The sequence below is a fragment of the Flavobacterium bomense genome (genome assembly GCF_003970355.1).
In genome coordinates this window covers 40,144-56,497 of record NZ_RYDJ01000016.1, presented here as the reverse complement: position 1 = coordinate 56,497, position 16,354 = coordinate 40,144, and the positions used below count along the sequence as shown (strand labels likewise).

Annotated in this window: 16 protein-coding genes and 1 pseudogene; all 17 read left to right on the top strand. The window is 29.7% G+C overall.

What is annotated here, in order from left to right; translation table 11 throughout:
* Positions 1-122 precede the first annotated feature (122 nt).
* Positions 123-953 carry an RteC domain-containing protein gene (locus EKL98_RS12815; protein ID WP_126562804.1) on the top strand — a complete coding sequence of 277 codons (831 nt, stop codon included), beginning with the start codon at positions 123-125 and terminating at the stop codon, positions 951-953.
* A gap of 382 nt (positions 954-1,335) precedes the next feature.
* Positions 1,336-1,626 carry a helix-turn-helix domain-containing protein gene (locus EKL98_RS12810; protein ID WP_126562803.1) on the top strand — a complete coding sequence of 97 codons (291 nt, stop codon included), beginning with the start codon at positions 1,336-1,338 and terminating at the stop codon, positions 1,624-1,626.
* Between the two features lie 107 nt (positions 1,627-1,733).
* Positions 1,734-2,618 (top strand): transcriptional regulator, encoded by an 885-nt coding sequence (locus EKL98_RS12805; protein WP_126562802.1) that lies wholly within the window; start codon positions 1,734-1,736, stop codon positions 2,616-2,618.
* Positions 2,548-3,213 carry a P-loop NTPase family protein gene (locus tag EKL98_RS12800; RefSeq protein ID WP_199740700.1) on the top strand — a complete coding sequence of 222 codons (666 nt, stop codon included), beginning with the start codon at positions 2,548-2,550 and terminating at the stop codon, positions 3,211-3,213. Before EKL98_RS12805 ends, EKL98_RS12800 begins: the two co-directional genes overlap by 71 nt.
* Complete coding sequence (locus tag EKL98_RS12795) at positions 3,210-3,842, top strand: hypothetical protein (RefSeq protein WP_126562801.1); 633 nt, start codon at positions 3,210-3,212, stop codon at positions 3,840-3,842. Before EKL98_RS12800 ends, EKL98_RS12795 begins: the two co-directional genes overlap by 4 nt.
* Before the next feature lie 411 nt (positions 3,843-4,253).
* Positions 4,254-4,442: pseudogene (locus EKL98_RS18590) on the top strand (HNH endonuclease); the annotation flags it as partial.
* Positions 4,443-4,457: 15 nt separating this feature from the next.
* The gene (locus EKL98_RS12790) at positions 4,458-5,009 is read left to right on the top strand and encodes a hypothetical protein (RefSeq protein ID WP_233589431.1); all 552 of its coding nucleotides are present in this window, start codon (positions 4,458-4,460) and stop codon (positions 5,007-5,009) included.
* A 202-nt stretch (positions 5,010-5,211) separates the two neighbouring features.
* Positions 5,212-5,964, top strand: coding sequence for a hypothetical protein (locus EKL98_RS12785; protein WP_126562800.1), 753 nt, complete (start codon positions 5,212-5,214; stop codon positions 5,962-5,964).
* 40 nt (positions 5,965-6,004) lie between these two features.
* Positions 6,005-6,562: a hypothetical protein gene (locus EKL98_RS12780; RefSeq protein ID WP_126562799.1), complete on the top strand. Its 558-nt coding sequence runs from the start codon at positions 6,005-6,007 to the stop codon at positions 6,560-6,562.
* Between the two features lie 36 nt (positions 6,563-6,598).
* The gene (locus EKL98_RS12775) at positions 6,599-7,354 is read left to right on the top strand and encodes a metallophosphoesterase (protein WP_126562798.1); all 756 of its coding nucleotides are present in this window, start codon (positions 6,599-6,601) and stop codon (positions 7,352-7,354) included.
* A gap of 143 nt (positions 7,355-7,497) precedes the next feature.
* The gene (locus EKL98_RS12770) at positions 7,498-8,490 is read left to right on the top strand and encodes a MarR family transcriptional regulator (RefSeq protein ID WP_126562797.1); all 993 of its coding nucleotides are present in this window, start codon (positions 7,498-7,500) and stop codon (positions 8,488-8,490) included.
* Positions 8,484-9,248 (top strand): hypothetical protein, encoded by a 765-nt coding sequence (locus EKL98_RS12765; protein WP_126562796.1) that lies wholly within the window; start codon positions 8,484-8,486, stop codon positions 9,246-9,248. The genes EKL98_RS12770 and EKL98_RS12765 overlap by 7 nt, the downstream gene beginning before the upstream one ends.
* Before the next feature lie 6 nt (positions 9,249-9,254).
* On the top strand, positions 9,255-10,793 hold the full coding sequence (locus EKL98_RS12760) for a hypothetical protein (protein WP_126562795.1): 1,539 nt from the start codon (positions 9,255-9,257) through the stop codon (positions 10,791-10,793).
* Position 10,794: 1 nt separating this feature from the next.
* Positions 10,795-12,393, top strand: a complete 1,599-nt coding sequence (locus tag EKL98_RS12755; RefSeq protein ID WP_126562794.1) for a hypothetical protein — start codon at positions 10,795-10,797, stop codon at positions 12,391-12,393.
* Between the two features lie 1,382 nt (positions 12,394-13,775).
* Positions 13,776-14,198, top strand: coding sequence for a DUF6943 family protein (locus EKL98_RS12750; RefSeq protein ID WP_126562793.1), 423 nt, complete (start codon positions 13,776-13,778; stop codon positions 14,196-14,198).
* A 350-nt stretch (positions 14,199-14,548) separates the two neighbouring features.
* Positions 14,549-14,986, top strand: coding sequence for a MarR family winged helix-turn-helix transcriptional regulator (locus EKL98_RS12740; RefSeq protein WP_158618332.1), 438 nt, complete (start codon positions 14,549-14,551; stop codon positions 14,984-14,986).
* A gap of 1 nt (position 14,987) precedes the next feature.
* Positions 14,988-16,316: a serine hydrolase gene (locus tag EKL98_RS12735; RefSeq protein WP_126562791.1), complete on the top strand. Its 1,329-nt coding sequence runs from the start codon at positions 14,988-14,990 to the stop codon at positions 16,314-16,316.
* The last annotated feature ends 38 nt before the right edge of the window (positions 16,317-16,354 follow it).

Here is a 16,354-nt window from a genome sequence, read left to right as displayed (position 1 = left end):
ATTTGTTTTTTATACAGAATTTTACCCAACAAACGCTGCCAATAAAATTAATTATAACCAAAAAACTTTTGCTCCTCTCTCCTTTTGGAGAGACGTTGGGGTGAGGTTTAAACCAGAAATCTATGTTTAAAAACACTATTGAAGATTTTAATTATAAAATAAATTCGATAATTTATTCCGAAGAAAACCATCTCAAAAAAGCTACTGGAGGAATTGATTTATGCAACAAAACGGTATCCAAATTAAAAGAGATAGTGGAGCAAAATGATTTCGAAACAGTACCTGCTGAGATTGATTTTTTCAAAAATATCAAACCACTTCCTATGAGTTACCTAATCTATTATACCGAAGTACGCTCTTGTGAGCTGCGAAAGCCAAAAACAGGCACTTCATACCAAATAGAATTTTTTGAAAAGGAAATGCGCAAAATCAATAAATTCTTTTCTCGAAACAGGGATTTTGTGAATTATATGGAACAAGGAAATAGCTATATAGATCATCAGTTTTTTACAAGAAACCCCGGTAATAATTTCCCTTTTACCCCGATGACTGATTATTACCAACATCCCGAATTCTCGTCATCACATGACATGCTCTGGTCAAAAATAAAAGCAATGTACCGCTTTATTCATTACATCCGCGAAGCAATGCAAAAGCTCAATGCCGGAAATGAAATGCTATTTGAAGAGAAAAAACACAAGGTACTGGCATGGACAGCTCCAAAAACGGCGCTTACAGAATTAATCTATGCCCTACACACCAATGGAGCTTTAAACCATGGAGCGGCCGACATAAATACGATAGTTGCATCATTCGAAGACTTTTTTAACATCAAAATAGACAATATCTACAAAACCTACGCAGAAATTAAAGAACGCAAGAGCAGTAAAACAAAATTTCTGGAAGAACTGATGGTGAATCTACAGCAAAAAATCAGCAAAGAAGACGAATAATTAAAAATCGGTAGTCAATCGTAACCTACGAAGAAAAGTATTACAAAAATAAATTCATAATTGGATATTAAACCCCAAGGGCTGGGACTTATAGTATTTTTGAATTACGGCGCAAAATTAGATTTTTTTAGACTTTTCTCTTAGAAAACCCATCCAAGGAGTCATTTTTCATTGGAAAATGATATTTTTCAAATACAAAAAAATAACAACACAAAAAAACACAGATAAAAAATACCAATACCCCCCAAAACAGGCTTTAAATAATGTTGAAATGTTAAATTTCTTCGGTAGTCCGGTTCGTATGGGGTTAAAAAACAAATAAAAGCAGTCAATTTTGTCTCAGTAAAAAATTACAATAGATACAAACTTAAACCACTTTCAAATGGCTGCAACAATTATGACAGTAGAAGATTTTAAGGAATTCAAAATAGAACTCCTGGAACAAATCAAAAAAATAGTAGAATCCCAAAATACGGCTAGCATCAAAAAGTGGCTAAAATCCACAGAAGTACGTAAGCTACTAAACATTTCTCCCGGAACACTCCAAAACCTCCGCATCAACGGAACTCTTGCCTATACTAAAATCGGTGGCACTATCTATTATGCCAATCAAGACATTGATAAATTACTGGAAAACAACAAAGTCAACTCTATTCCCAATTTATTTAAATAATCTGTCACCTCGAGCGCAGTCGAGAGGCATCATCATTGTCATCCCGACGAAGGAGGGATCTCATCAACTTCGCACTTCTTGCGGTTAATCAAACTGAACACTATCTCATGAATTACATAAAACACCTAACTGGCTTTTTCGACAAAGTAGCCAAAGACAAAGTGCTCAATCCAACACATGTGAGTATGTATGTGGCTTTGTTTCAATTCTGGAATTGCAATCGATTCAAAAATCCAATCAGTATTTCGCGTGATGAGGTGATGCGAATCAGCAAAATTAGTTCTAAAGCGACTTATCATAAATGCTTAAAAAACTTGCATTCTTTAGGATACATCAATTATGAGCCGTCATATAATCCATTCAAAGGAAGTCAAGTATATCTATTTAATCTATCTGACGAACTAAAACCAATGCCCAAAAGCGAAAAAAATAACAGTTCAAATACTGAACCTGTTTTTGGTCTAGTTACTGAACAAGTAGTGAACAAGTCTTGTACTAGTAATGGGACTGGTAGTGAACAAGCGCTGGTATCTTATATAAACAATACAAACATACCAAACATTTCAAACAATTTAAAGATTGCAAACTTGGATGAGCAAGCACAAAATTTTCAAATTGAAGATGATATTTTAAAAAATGTTGATGAAGAAAAAAAAGAAAAAAGTTCCGCCAAAAAAGAAAAAGTAAATTTTGTCACTTCGACTTCGAGCGTGTCATCCCGAGCGCAGTCGAGGGGCGAGAAGCCAACAATCGATGATGTCAAAGCCTATTTCCTCGAACAAAAGTTTCCGGAACTCGAAGCACAAAAATTCTTCAATTATTTCTCCAGTAACGGTTGGTTAGTTGGTGGCAAAACACCAATGATCGATTGGCAAGCAGCAGCACAAAATTGGATATTAAACGCACCTAAATTCATTTCAAATGAGCAACAGCCCAACAGAGCAAAACATCTCAACACAGGAATTGACAAAGACTATTCAGAGCCATTATAGCTATACTGAAATAATTATTTGGTTAGAGAAAAAAGGTGTAGAATTATACGGAAATCATTTCAAAATCCTTGAAAGCGATCATCCAATAATTTACAAACTCATTGCTTATTTTCTAAAAGATGAAGCAACTTGTTTTCAATATGGCATAAACCTCAACAAAGGAATTTTACTTTCTGGTCCAGTCGGCTGTGGTAAAACCTCACTAATGAATTTAATGAAACACTTAGCACCAACAGAGCATAAATTTTTCGTAAAACCGTGCCGGGACATTAGTTTTGAATTTATCCAGGACGGGTACGAAATCATCCACAAATACAGCAAAGGCAAACTCTATCAATCCGAACCCAAAACAATATGCTTTGATGATTTAGGAACAGAAAACAATCTAAAATATTTTGGTAACGAATGCAACGTAATGGCAGAAATACTATTGAGTCGTTACGAACTATTCACAGCAAAAAAAATCCAAACCCACATAACCACAAACCTTTCAGCAAGTGAAATAGAAAATATTTATGGGAATAGAGTTAGAAGTAGAATGCGAGAAATGTTCAATCTAATTGCTTACGATAAAACCATAAAAGACAAACGATGAACCTAATAACCAACTTCTGGAATCATTTCAAACAGAACAACTTCGTTTTTCTATTATTAAACGAAATCCCAAAAGACGAACTCAAATTACATTTTGATAAGTTAATTTATCTACTCCATCAATACAATAAAGATCTTGACCTAATCATAAAAAACAAAAGGAATGGAGCGGAATTAATCATTACAGCAAATGGCAATCCTTATCTTTTCAAAGAAGTTGAATTACTAGTTTATCTCGCTCCAGTTGTAGAACGCTGGAAAACAACTGCCTTTCTCCAACCCGAAACCGACCTTTCAAAATATAAGCAAGGCACAGACAAACCGCTAGAATATTATGGAATAAATTTAAAAATCAGCGAAATGTATTTCCAACCAATCAAAATACAAAATAAACCTTTAGAACTAGGAATTAGAGTATACGTCAAAAATTATATAATACATTGCAATAACGAAAACCTGCTAAATACACTCTACATTCATTTGGAACACTTGCTAGGTGAAAAATCTTTTGCCAATGATATTAGTTTGATTGATATTGCTCAAATACCTTTTAATTATAATGAATTAGAACTTATCGAACTTTGCAATTTAGGAACTTATATTGAAAAATTAAAAGGCAATAAAAATTAATTTTTGGCAAAATATATGGTTTGTTGCCTAAAGTTAATAGCATTTAAACGAGGCTAAATTTTGCCCTTATCAACAGAACGAGAGTGAAATTTTAATAAATTCACTCTCGTTTTAAATATATTTTATTTGCGATTTACTACACAATGTGTAGTAAATCGCAAATAAAATATACCAACCTACATTAAAAAACACATTAATAAATTCGTTAATAAATCAAAACTATTCAAAACAAATTATTAACTAAAATTAACTATTTTGGTAAATTAATAAAATCCTTATTTATTGAATCCTTTGACTAAATTTAGGATTAGTTTAAAAAAAAAGATAGTTTAAAATTATGAGTAAAAATAAAATTAAAAAGGAGAAATTATTTAAAATTTACGCTGATAATTTAAATTGGGTAAGTGAAATATCTTCCATAAAAAAATCATAAAGAATATTGATTATGGCTGTTTATGCCCAATTTGTTTAAACTATTTTGATCAAAGGGATAATTCTCTTTTAACGTTTGACCATAATCCTCCTAAATCTTTAGGTGGAAAAGATGATGTTTTGACTTGTGAAACTTGTAATAACGTAGCTGGGCATAAAATTGACAAAGAATTACTAACAGCTTTGAAAGAAATTGAAATTAATGGATTTAAAGCAAATACTAAATTTAGAAAAAGAATAAAAAATGACAGTACAAAAAATGAAACTGTTACAGCTGATTTCACTATTGGGAAAAACAATGAAATAGTAATGAATTTAATTAAACAGGATAGTAATCCCGTTGCTTATGACAATTTTATTAAAAGTAAGAGTATGTCATACTCTAATCCAATGTTTTTTACTGATGAACCATTTTATAGTGGATGGACAACAGGGTATAAATTTACTATTGAAAAAGAACAAAAATCTGATGAAAGATTATCATCAATTTGTCTCTTAAAAATTGCGTACTTAATTGCGTATCAAAAATTAGGTCATATTTTTCTTTTTAATCAAAACCTGGATAAAGTAAGAGAACAAATAAAATTTCCAGAGCGAGAAATAATAAAAAACCCTTTTTGGATACATTTTGATTTTCCAGATGAATGTTTGGGATTAAATCTTATAACCATTCCAAAAGAATTAAAATGCTTTCTAATAATTTTTGATTTAGAAACTAAAGCAGGTAAATATTAGGTTTGCAATTGCATTACCCGGTTATTATGAAGGGGACGAAAAAATTTATGAAAACATAAAGCACGTACTTTGTAAAAGCGAAGGTTTCTGTAACTTGGAGTTAAATAATAATATTAATCACGTTTGTGATATTAAAGACAAGAATAAAGTTTTAATTCCAGCAAAACTATGGGATGAATCAATAAAATTAGGATAATAAATTATGAGAAAATTAAATTTAATAGAGTTAGAACAGAAAATAAATTCCTACGCTTCAGATATAAATTATTCAGAAAGGATTTATGTTCAAGATAAAGTCTCTCAATTTTTTTCTTTTCTTCACGAACAATCAATTTCTAGTAGAATATTGGAGAGAATTAGTGAAGATTTTAGTTCAATAAAAAATGATTTTCCTTCATCCGGTTATAATAATTCGGGATATAGGATGGTTCCTGATCATAGAATAATAAAAACAATAAAAGACAATATTAAGAATAGAGAAGATCAAGGTGCATTTGGATTTTTTATAATTCAACAATTATTTGAAGTAGAACAAAAATTTGAAAATCATTATTTTGAGGCTTCCGGAGTTTGGTATCGTGAAACAAATGGCGACCATAATAAAAGACTCGACTGCTTTAAGGAAAAGTTTTTTAAACCGTTTATTGAATTATTAGAGTGGCATATGTATGAAAGTGAAGCCAAAGTTGAAAATGATTATTACTCTAAAAATGAAATAATAAACATTAATTCAAAACTTGATGAGATATTGCTAAAACAAGAGTTAGGAAATGAAATCATATTCAATGAAATTGATGAATTAAAGGAATTAATACTATTCTTAAACAAAAAGAATTGGGGACAAATCGTAAAAGGCAAACTTGGAGACCTTGTATTGGGAGGGCTTTTAAGTAGTGAAAATGCTACTTCATTATTTAATTATGTTTCTGAAAATAGTCCTCTATTAATAAAATAATCGATTTTTTGTTAATTTGTAAAATCAAAATATTTAATAAATGAATTCTAAAAAATATAATAAAAAGGGCGGATTTAAATCGAAAAATAAAGAATTAGATATTCAATTCATATCTGTTACAATTGATAGTGAAAATTGTGGTTGGGAGCCATACGAAAATATTTTAAATGCTTTTCAAGCTGTCAAGTTCAAATCCTTATTTCCGATATTTAATTTCAGTTTAAAAAATAATTCTGATCAAACGGTTTTACTAACCAATATTCTTATAACAAACAAGCATTTGCCAGTTGGTCTTTCTGGTCCAGATATTCAATTACCATGTATTTTAAGATCAATCATAACATACAAGATTAAATTACCAGCTAACAAGAAAACAATAAATACCGCACTAACAGATGAAATTATAATTCCGAAAGGAGAATTTTTTAAGTTTCAAGTAGAATTATATTCTGAAAGTATGAATGATTTTAAACCCCCTAATAAGTATGCATTAGATTTTAAATTTGGTTTCAATAATGATTTCTATATTGATATTCCAAAAATTTTATTGAATTCTGAAAAGGATTATGATAAGTTGCAACATTTTGGATTAAGTTAAAATTTAATTACAAAACTTCGAAAACTATAATTAAAAATGAAAATCCAATATTGCTCCGACTTACATCTTGAATTCCCAGACAACAAAGACTACATTCTTGATAATCCAATAGAACCAATGGCTGATATACTTATTTTGGCTGGAGACATTGTACCTCTTAAAATAATGGATAAACACCAAGATTTCTTCAATTACATTTCAATACATTTCAAAATGACTTTCTGGATACCCGGGAATCACGAGTATTACTATTACAGAGTTGATAATAGTGCAATTTTAGACACAAAAATTAGAGAGAATATCTTTTTAGTAAACAATTGTGTAAAAGAAGTTTCCGGAGTTAATCTAATTTTTTCTACACTATGGTCAAATATTTCACAAGACAAGCATTGGACAATTCAACAAGCAATTTCAGATTTTAAAGTAATCAAGTACAAGGATCGGTTATTCAATGTTGATGATTATAACTTGCTACATCAAGAGAGCAAAGAATTTCTACAAAAAGCATTAGCAATAAAATCAGACAATAAAACAATTGTTGTAACACACCACGCGCCAACTTTTGTAAATTATCCCGAAAAATATGTTAATAGTAAAATCAACGAAGCTTTTGCAACCAACTTAACTGATTTAATCGAAGAAAGCGATATCGATTATTGGATTTATGGACACCATCATTCTAATGTTGAAGATTTCCAAATCGGAAATACTAAATTAGTTACCAATCAATTGGGATATGTTAAGTACAATGAAAACATTGGATATAACAATAAAGCCATTATTTCAATATAGCTAAACCCAAATTTGTACATTAATTAATGTATATTTAGTGTAGTAAATCGATTTTTATACATTAATAAATTGATATTTAGTATAATAAACCTATATTTGCACAATAAACCTACAAGGTTTATTATAATAATTATTAGTTTATTATGGAAAAATTAAAAGAATACATCCATCAAATACTAGGAAAAGACCTTGAAATAAAAGAGTTATCAAAAGATTACACCAATAAATTACCGTTCCTTTTCAAAAACAATTTTAATTTTTATGTAACTCATTTACACAATCACGAATTAATTTTAGTACAGGTTAATAAAGAAGATGCGTTCAATGCTGCACAATTAAGACAACAAGTAGTAGCAATCCAAAAGATATTAGACAAAAAAATTATTATTGTTACTGAAGACATCACGGCTATAAATCGAAAAAGACTTATTGACCAAAAAATTAGTTTCATCGTTCCTGGTAAGCAAATGTTTCTCGCAGAATTACTCATCGATATTCAAGATTTTAATAGGGACAAAGCATTTCAAAAAGAATTCCTGCTGCTACCTTCTGCACAATTAATTTTGCTATATCAAATACTGCACAAAGAAGACAATTTAAGCCAATATACTTTCAAAGAACTAGCAGAAAAATTCCAATACACTCAAATGGGAATAACAAAAGCGATAGAAAATTTAAAACGATTAGCTATTGTTGAGGTTGTTGGAACTAAAGAAAAAAATATTGTATTTGAAGCTGATATACAAAAACTTTGGAAAAACATTGAAAAACATCTAATAAATCCAGTACTAAAAACAGTTTATGTAGATGAAAAACCACCAATTAAACTGCATTGCTCTAACGCTACTGCATTGGAAGAATACAGCGATATGAACCCAAGTAAATTGGAATATTTTGCCATAGAAAAAAACAAATTCTATGAGCTGGAAAAAACAGACCAATTGGTAAATCTAAATAATGAAAACGGAAACTATGCTTTAGAAGTTTGGAAATACAATCCGGAATTAATTACAAAAGGAATAACAAAGAAAAATAATGTAGACCCATTGTCTTTATACATTAGCTTGAAAGATGGGGTTATTGACGAAAGAACTGATATGGCATTAGATCAAATAATAGAAAAATACATATGGTAAGAGGTTTAGAAACTTTCAGAGAACATTTTAAAGATTTCACGGATAACTATATCATCATAGGCGGAACGGCCTGTGACATTATCATTGAAAACGTAGGTTTAACACCTAGAGCAACAAAGGACATTGATATAATTTTAGTTATAGAAGCATTAAGCCCGGAATTTGTAGCTCATTTTTGGGAATTCATAAAACAAGGAAATTATGGGGTCAAAGAAAAAAGTGAAGACGATAGAAAATACTATCGTTTTCAAAAACCACAACTGGAAGACTTCCCTTTTCAAATTGAATTATTCTCAAGAATACCCGATTTATTAGATTTAAACGAGGGAACCCATTTAACGCCAATTCCTGTAGATACGGAGATTTCTAGTCTATCGGCAATACTGATGGATGACGATTACTATAACTTTACAATTCAACACAGCCAATTAGACAACGGAATACATTTGGCTAATACGGAAGCTTTGATCGGTTTGAAAGCTAAAGCATTCCTAGATTATAAAACCCTAAAGGAAAACGGCGAAAAAATAGATGAAAAGCAATTGCGAAAACACAAAATGGATATTTTCAGATTGCTACTATTACTAACACCTGAAGATAATTTTACAATTGCCAAAAGCATTAAATCCGACATAGCATATTTTGCAGAAGTTGTAAAAGATGATTTGCCAGACAAAGCAATTTTCAAAGAAATGGGTGCTGGAAATGTAGATGTAAAAGAATTGTTTGAGCAGTTAATTAGAGCTTTTAATCTGTGATATAATATGAAAAAGTATCCAAATACGAGTATCCTAAACCTAATTACACAAAAAGAGGCAAATATTGAAAAGGTTTTATTTATTCATATCAAGCCAGTTTCTGATTTTTATACAAGTGCCAATATTCATTGGTATTCACAAAAAGGAAATAGAGGAGAAGCTAGTTTTGTTTGGGAAAAACTAGCTATAAAACAATGGGTTGCTTGTGGAAAAGATGATGCTATTTTAGATTTATTTGAGAATATGATTAAATCCAGTAGAGTAATTATCGGAGATAAAGAAATTTCATTAAAAATACCATCTTTTAAAAAAATAATACACGAAAATTCAGAGTTAAAAAGTAGAAGTGATACAATATTTGACAACTTAAATATTGAAGATTCAAGTCAGATTCCTCAAGAGTTTTATCAAAAAGAAAACCTTAGAATTTTATCCGGATACACAATAGGCAATGAAGATATTAAACCACTTTTCCCATTAGGTTTTTTTGAAGATAATTTTATATTTAATAATCTTCAAAAAAATAATTTTGGTATTAAAGAATACAGAACACCATATCTAACATTTAGAGGAATTAGAAAAACAGCGATAAAAGATCTTGGAAGTACAGAAATGGTTGGTTTTTATCAACAAAATTTTACTGAAACTAATACATATTCCGCAAAAATAGAAAGTGAAGATGATAAATTATTAGGAAAAAGTTTTATAGACAAAACAAATGGATTTTTTAAGATAATTTTAAATGAGCCAACAGATGAGGGAAAATTAGAAGTTTTAGCAAACAACATCATAGAAAGATCCGTTAAATATACACTACTTCGAAACATTAGTTTTGATATGAATATTGCTAATACAACATTCAAAGATGCTTATGGAAGAAGTTTTATGATATCTTCCACGGAAAAAAATAAAGTCAGTAAGTTATCGAATTTTACTTGGCAAAGAGATGTTTATGCCGATACCAATGAAGCCGACAAGAAATTGTCAGATAAATTCAAAGAATTATTTGAATATTTAGGTCCAAAAGTTTTAATTGTGGATCCTTACTACATTAATGAAATAAAGCAAGATAATGTAACGAATGAGTTTGCACTTAAACATTGTCAGATTGCTTTTATCAATGGTATGATACATTCATCAATTCAGGGAAAAGTAAAATCGATTAATATTTTAGGAAATAATTCTAGAGCTAATAATCATTTAACATTAGACTCTTCTTTAGATTCAACTAAAACAGAACAGAGATTTAACAATTATGAAAATCTATTAAAAGGTTTAATAGCATCAAATAAAATTCAATCTTATTTTCCCCAAGGAAAAATAATATTTAGGAGTTCAAAAACAGATTTTCATAATCGATATTGGTTTTCTGTTACTGAAAAAAATGGAGTTGAGATTCTTGAAAAATGTATCATAATAACGAATAGCATTGGTAATATGAATGAAGTAGATATTATGATTGTTGAAGATGAAGCACAATTAAATCAGATTACTAGAAAATATTATGACCTATTAAAAAATTCAGATATAAAACTGACCATTTAGTATGAAAAAGTTAAAGAGTAGCATTCAAAAGGTAGTTACGGAATGTACGTATATAGACTGGTTAATTCTTCATAAAATTGAAAATTTAACAAAGTCTACAACTAACGTTTCTTTTTCATCAATAGATGAAAAAGAAGCGCCTTCAAAACCATTTAATAAGAATGAAGGTTACATCTCATTAAAAAACAGTAAAATGATTAAAATTTTTAATGAAATCATTTTAGAACTCGTTAATGATTTTGCAAATAATACAATTGCGATTTCAAATCTGTTTATAATTCTCACTAGAACAAGTTATAACGGAGAAAATGAAGAAATACTTATTGAAAATTTTAAAAATAAAATTGGAAAGAAGCAAAGTAAAAACATCTTTCAATTTTTGCTAGCATCATTAAATGAAGAATATTTTAAACGTAGATATTCTAAAAAAGAATTTCCAGACAATCCAAATGAATGGTTACAACTATTTCAAGCAAGTCAATATTCAAGTCAGATGTCAGATCCAATTATAGCTGCTTTACAGTTAGTAAAATCTGGAACTGATAGAAAATTAGATTTTGTATATATTGAAAATATGACTCCTATTATAAGAGCCGTATTAATAGGTTGGTATGCGTTCGATATAAAAATATCAAAAGCAAAAATGTTAGAAGTTTTAAAAAACAAAAATGAATTAGTATTTCTTTCAGCATATATAATTGATGACATTGGAAGTGATAAAATTATTCCAAATTGGCTAAATCAAAACTTGATTAATAAATTTATTGAGGACCATTGGGATAACATAGGTAAACACCTATTTATTCATATTTTTGGCTTGAGTTATAGAAATCAATCACAAGGCAAATGGAATAAAAAAATAGAAAATTTTATACATAAAACATTATACAAAAAAATAGTTTCAGATGATTTTGACTTTCCAATCTGGATGAATAAAATCATATTTCCAGATTCTTTCATTGCTTTATTTAGCTGGTTTACAACCAAAAAAATAAGCTTCAATAAAATCACAGAAAAAAATAAAAAAGAGATATTAAATCAATTTATATCAGAATTACAAAGAATATCAAAAGAGCTTCCCAACTCGTTAGCTTCAGAAAATAGTTTTGATCCATTTGATTCTTATAGATTGAATGAATTGAAATATCGTAATGCTTTAGCTTTTTTACTGTTATTTTTTCTCTTTGATACAACTGAAAATTTAAAAGAAATTAAAAATATTTGTTATGACTTTAAACCATTATTTTATGGTGGATATAGTTCTCGAAGTTTAGCAACCCATTTTACAGAAATTATATTCCTGATAGCTTTATCAGGTAACAAAATTAAAGGAGTTGAGGATGATAAATTTGAAAAGATTAAACAATTATTAGATATTTTAGAAGAAACTGTATTAGTTCCATACATTCATATTTCAGAAAGACAGGAAGAAATATGGAATCCTGAATGTGAAAAAGAAATAATGACATTCAATACTGGAAAATTTTTAATTAACAATGATTTAAAAGAACTTAAAAAAAGCAAAGTTAAAAATCACTATTCTCAATTATATGGAACTTTGGAATTAATAAAAATAGCCCAATGGCCTTATGAAAGGTAAAAAACATTATCTCATTCAGCTGCACAAAAACCGTCTCTAGTCCAAGTATTCCTATAGCCACTTCTTTGGTTTGCTTCATTTCACTAATTCTATTTGTAATAACGAGAACATTCTTTTTCGTTCGGTGGTAAAAGGAAGTTTTACATTTCATAAGCCACTCCTTTGCCACCGCTCCAAAAGTTTTTGTACGCCCTAAAACGTTTACGGCTCAAAAGAAAATTTAATGGTAGGGCAACAAAAACTTTCCCCCAAGCTGTGTTACATAATTGAGTATTATAATTCATCACAAAGCTTTGTTATTGTTTTTTTTAGGTTTTTGCAGTGAAGTTATAATATCATTTATGTAAAACAGCCGCTCCAGCCAACGCGCTTGTGGTTTGCTCCAGGACAACTTTTTGAGCAGCTCCCATCGCATCACCCAGCCGCTCAAAAAACCGTCCTTCGCAAACCACTATCAAGGTTCCGAACAACATTTATTTTAAAATTAGAGTATTTCTTCCGCAAGAACTTTACAATTGTTTTAGCAACATAGTATTGAAATTAGTAGTGTTTGCATTGCTTTTGTAAGTACCGTAAATAGCAAGGAATATTTTCTATAATCTACAACTTTTGATTATGCTATTTTTGGCACCCACAAAACCAAAAATACCAGCAAGAGTGTGATTTTTTATTTGCCAGAAAATAAGAAGTAATTGCTTTCACGATGGCCAAGATGCCATAACAATTCCATAGAACATTCTTTAATAATTGGAAATCTAATAATTCAAAGACCGTTTGTGGCATCAAGCCATCATAAAAACAATCAAAAATATCCCAGTAAGCAAATAAAAAAACACACACTCGCTTTGAGCTTCTGCCGACGCACTAGGTAAGTTTTTTCATTGTTTTTGTAAGTGTAATCAATTGCTTTACAACTTGACTTCTAAAATTTACGGTTTCGATAAAGCAATTGATTACACCCACAAAATCAAGTCCACGAAAGAGTATGATTTTTCAAACCAGAAAAATAATTGGAATGGATTTTATATCTCTTTTTTCTGTTTTAAAAATTCATACCCTTTCCGAAGAACATTATCTATTTCATCAACATTTTTCGAATCCGTCTTCGGTTGAAACTTCTCGGTTGAAAGGAAAATAAAAAATAAATAAAAGAAAGTAAAGGTAAGTTCCGGTTTCAAGAAAAGAAAGTTCAAGCCCTACGGGTTTTAGTAAAAATCTCCACCCATCCGGGTAGTATTTTTTCTAAAAAACTTGCTTTTCTTGAAACCTCCACTTGAACGACGACTTTCTTTTTTTTCTTTTTTTCTTTTTTTCTTTTTTTATTTTAAAAATTTTATGTGTGGCTTGTGGTAGCAAGGCACATCATCTTAAAAACCGAAAGTATGCCAAACTTTATCATCAAAACGCACCGAAAACACACGTTATACACCAAACCCCATTTATTCATTCTTAACAAAGGGATGAACAGCGGAAAGCCACAAAAAGAGCCATTCACGAACAGTTTTGTTGTCATTTTTCAAAATGAAGAAGATTGTGAAAGCATTTATTTTGTAGCGTATAGTTTATGGCAAACTAAATTCTGGTATCAACATTTAGTAGGTTCAGTCATTCCTTTTTTACGCCTTCCAGACTTCTCAAAAGAATTCAATCCAAAAGCCAATACAATGATGCAGGAACACGAAGAGCATCAAAAAAATATGGCTACGCTCAAGTTTTTAGAGCAAAAAGAAAAACAATTTCACGAAAACATCAATTTAATAAACGATTTGAGAAGAGTGATTTTGTATCGCTATTGCAAAAAATAGACCCATTTATAAACCTAAAATTGACAAATATGAAACTATTTATTTTGTACCAAACCGACAATTGGAAAAGCAAAGCATCAAGAGTATGTTTTGGCGTTTTCGACACCAGAACCAAAGCAATTGATATTGCATAATGGCAAGAATTGTACAACCACAATTCCGAAGTAGTGGTTTTAGAAGTTACGCTAAATCTATTTGAAGAAGTGCAGTTTTAAAACTTAAAAAAAAGCACATTCTTAAGGTTTGGTCTTCAATACTGTCTAATCCAAACGTGGCAATAATTATAGTTTTTAAAACAATTTTTTGGTTTATATTGATATATCAAATATATTTGCATCAAACAAATTAATGTGAATAACAAAAACCCAACAGGAACAGTACTTTATTTAATTGAACAAGCAATTAAAGAGTATAGAAAAGTATCACAGAGAAATATTTCAAAAATTGTAAAAGATATTACAATAGATCAATGTTTGGTCTTGATAATTCTTAACAATGATGCTGAAATTTCTCAAAATGAATTGGCAAATCTTATATTTAAAGACAATGCATCAATCACGAGAATGATAGAATTAATGGTTAGAAAAGATTATTTAAACAGGACTATCCATAAAGAGGATAGAAGAAAATTTAATCTAGAAATAACCGAAAAAGGGATGAAAACGCTAGAATTAATTAACTCAATTGTACAACTAAATAGGGAGACGGCACTAAATGGTTTGTCATTGGAAGAAATTAATATACTCTATAAAACTTTAAATAAAATAATTACTAATTGTAAACAATAAAATGAAAAAAATCTATCAAATATTTATATCGGCACAAGTTTTAATAATTATACTTTTTCCAACATTAATTTTTGGACAAAAAAATGTATCAACTAATCTTGCAAAATATATGCAAGCACAGGTTGAAGTAAATAACTTTAGTGGAACAGTGCTTGTTACAAAAAACGGTTCCGTTTTATTAAAAAAAGCATATGGTTTAGCAGATTACGAATGGAATATTAAAAACACTGTAGATACTAAATTTCAGTTGGCTTCGGTAACAAAACAATTTACAGCTACAGCTATTCTTCAATTAGTAGAAAAAGGAAAATTGTCACTTAATGATCATTTAAGTAAATTTTTTCCAGATTACCCAAAAGCCGATAGTGTTACTATTCATATGTTATTATCTCATACTTCAGGACTTGCTTTAGGTTTTAAAGAAATTGCAATAAGCACTATTAACGTAGATTCTGCTTATTCTGAAATAAAAAAAATGCCTTATGAATTTTTACCAGGAACTAAAACCGCATATAGCAATATAGGCTATTACTTATTGGCTAAGATTATAGAAAAAGTTTCAGGTGAGAAGTACGCAGTTTTTTTAAGAAAAAATATATTTGAAAAAGTAGGAATGAAGAATACGGGTGTTAGTAATAATGATTCGATAATCTCAAAAAAAGCAAAGACTTATTGTCGAACGGAAAAAGGATTTATCCACAATCCCTATATCAATTGGGAAGTCAACATAGGTCACGATGGTGTTTATTCTACCGTTGAAGATTTAGCTTTATGGGACAATGCGCTATACGGAAAGACCATCTTGTCAACAGAAATGAAGAAACTAATGTTTACTCCCTATAGTTCCGAAAATTGGGGATATGGATTTATAATTAATCCATTTTATAATCACGGGCATCAACTAATTGCTCACGACGGGGGCTTTTTTGGTACAATGACTTCTTTTAACCGATTTACAGATGACAAAATTTTTGTGACTGTACTTTCTAATAACGAATCATTTTCACATATTATAGGCTATGGACTTTCAGCAATTGCATTGCAAAAAGAAGTAGAACTTCCCTACAAACATTATCAAACTAAAATAGATTCTACAATATATGATAAATATGTAGGCAAGTATGGTAAAATTGAAATATTAAAAATTGACGGTAAACTTTATTATAATAATGTAGAAATGGAACTTATACCTGAATCCAAAACAAAATTTTTTAGAGCGGACAACAACGACAGGACAATTGAATTTATTCAGGACAAATCAGGTATTTGCAATTCTGTAATTTTGACAAAAGGAGGAGTGAAAGAAGTTGTAAAAAAAAATATTAATTAAAAAGAAAGCCAGGTCTCACGACTTGGCTTTAAATTTGT

Excerpts from the sequence above, each read along its gene's own strand:
- EKL98_RS12775 (WP_126562798.1), top strand. The coding sequence starts at position 6,599 with ATGAAAATCCAATATTGCTCCGACTTACATCTTGAATTCCCAGACAAC.
- EKL98_RS12750 (WP_126562793.1), top strand. The coding sequence starts at position 13,776 with ATGCCAAACTTTATCATCAAAACGCACCGAAAACACACGTTATACACC.
- EKL98_RS12795 (WP_126562801.1), top strand. The coding sequence starts at position 3,210 with ATGAACCTAATAACCAACTTCTGGAATCATTTCAAACAGAACAACTTC.
- EKL98_RS12815 (WP_126562804.1), top strand. The coding sequence starts at position 123 with ATGTTTAAAAACACTATTGAAGATTTTAATTATAAAATAAATTCGATA.
- EKL98_RS12785 (WP_126562800.1), top strand. The coding sequence starts at position 5,212 with ATGAGAAAATTAAATTTAATAGAGTTAGAACAGAAAATAAATTCCTAC.
- EKL98_RS12805 (WP_126562802.1), top strand. The coding sequence starts at position 1,734 with ATGAATTACATAAAACACCTAACTGGCTTTTTCGACAAAGTAGCCAAA.
- EKL98_RS12765 (WP_126562796.1), top strand. The coding sequence starts at position 8,484 with ATGGTAAGAGGTTTAGAAACTTTCAGAGAACATTTTAAAGATTTCACG.
- EKL98_RS12735 (WP_126562791.1), top strand. The coding sequence starts at position 14,988 with ATGAAAAAAATCTATCAAATATTTATATCGGCACAAGTTTTAATAATT.
- EKL98_RS12760 (WP_126562795.1), top strand. The coding sequence starts at position 9,255 with ATGAAAAAGTATCCAAATACGAGTATCCTAAACCTAATTACACAAAAA.
- EKL98_RS12770 (WP_126562797.1), top strand. The coding sequence starts at position 7,498 with ATGGAAAAATTAAAAGAATACATCCATCAAATACTAGGAAAAGACCTT.
- EKL98_RS12800 (WP_199740700.1), top strand. The coding sequence starts at position 2,548 with ATGAGCAACAGCCCAACAGAGCAAAACATCTCAACACAGGAATTGACA.
- EKL98_RS12755 (WP_126562794.1), top strand. The coding sequence starts at position 10,795 with ATGAAAAAGTTAAAGAGTAGCATTCAAAAGGTAGTTACGGAATGTACG.
- EKL98_RS12810 (WP_126562803.1), top strand. The coding sequence starts at position 1,336 with ATGGCTGCAACAATTATGACAGTAGAAGATTTTAAGGAATTCAAAATA.
- EKL98_RS12780 (WP_126562799.1), top strand. The coding sequence starts at position 6,005 with ATGAATTCTAAAAAATATAATAAAAAGGGCGGATTTAAATCGAAAAAT.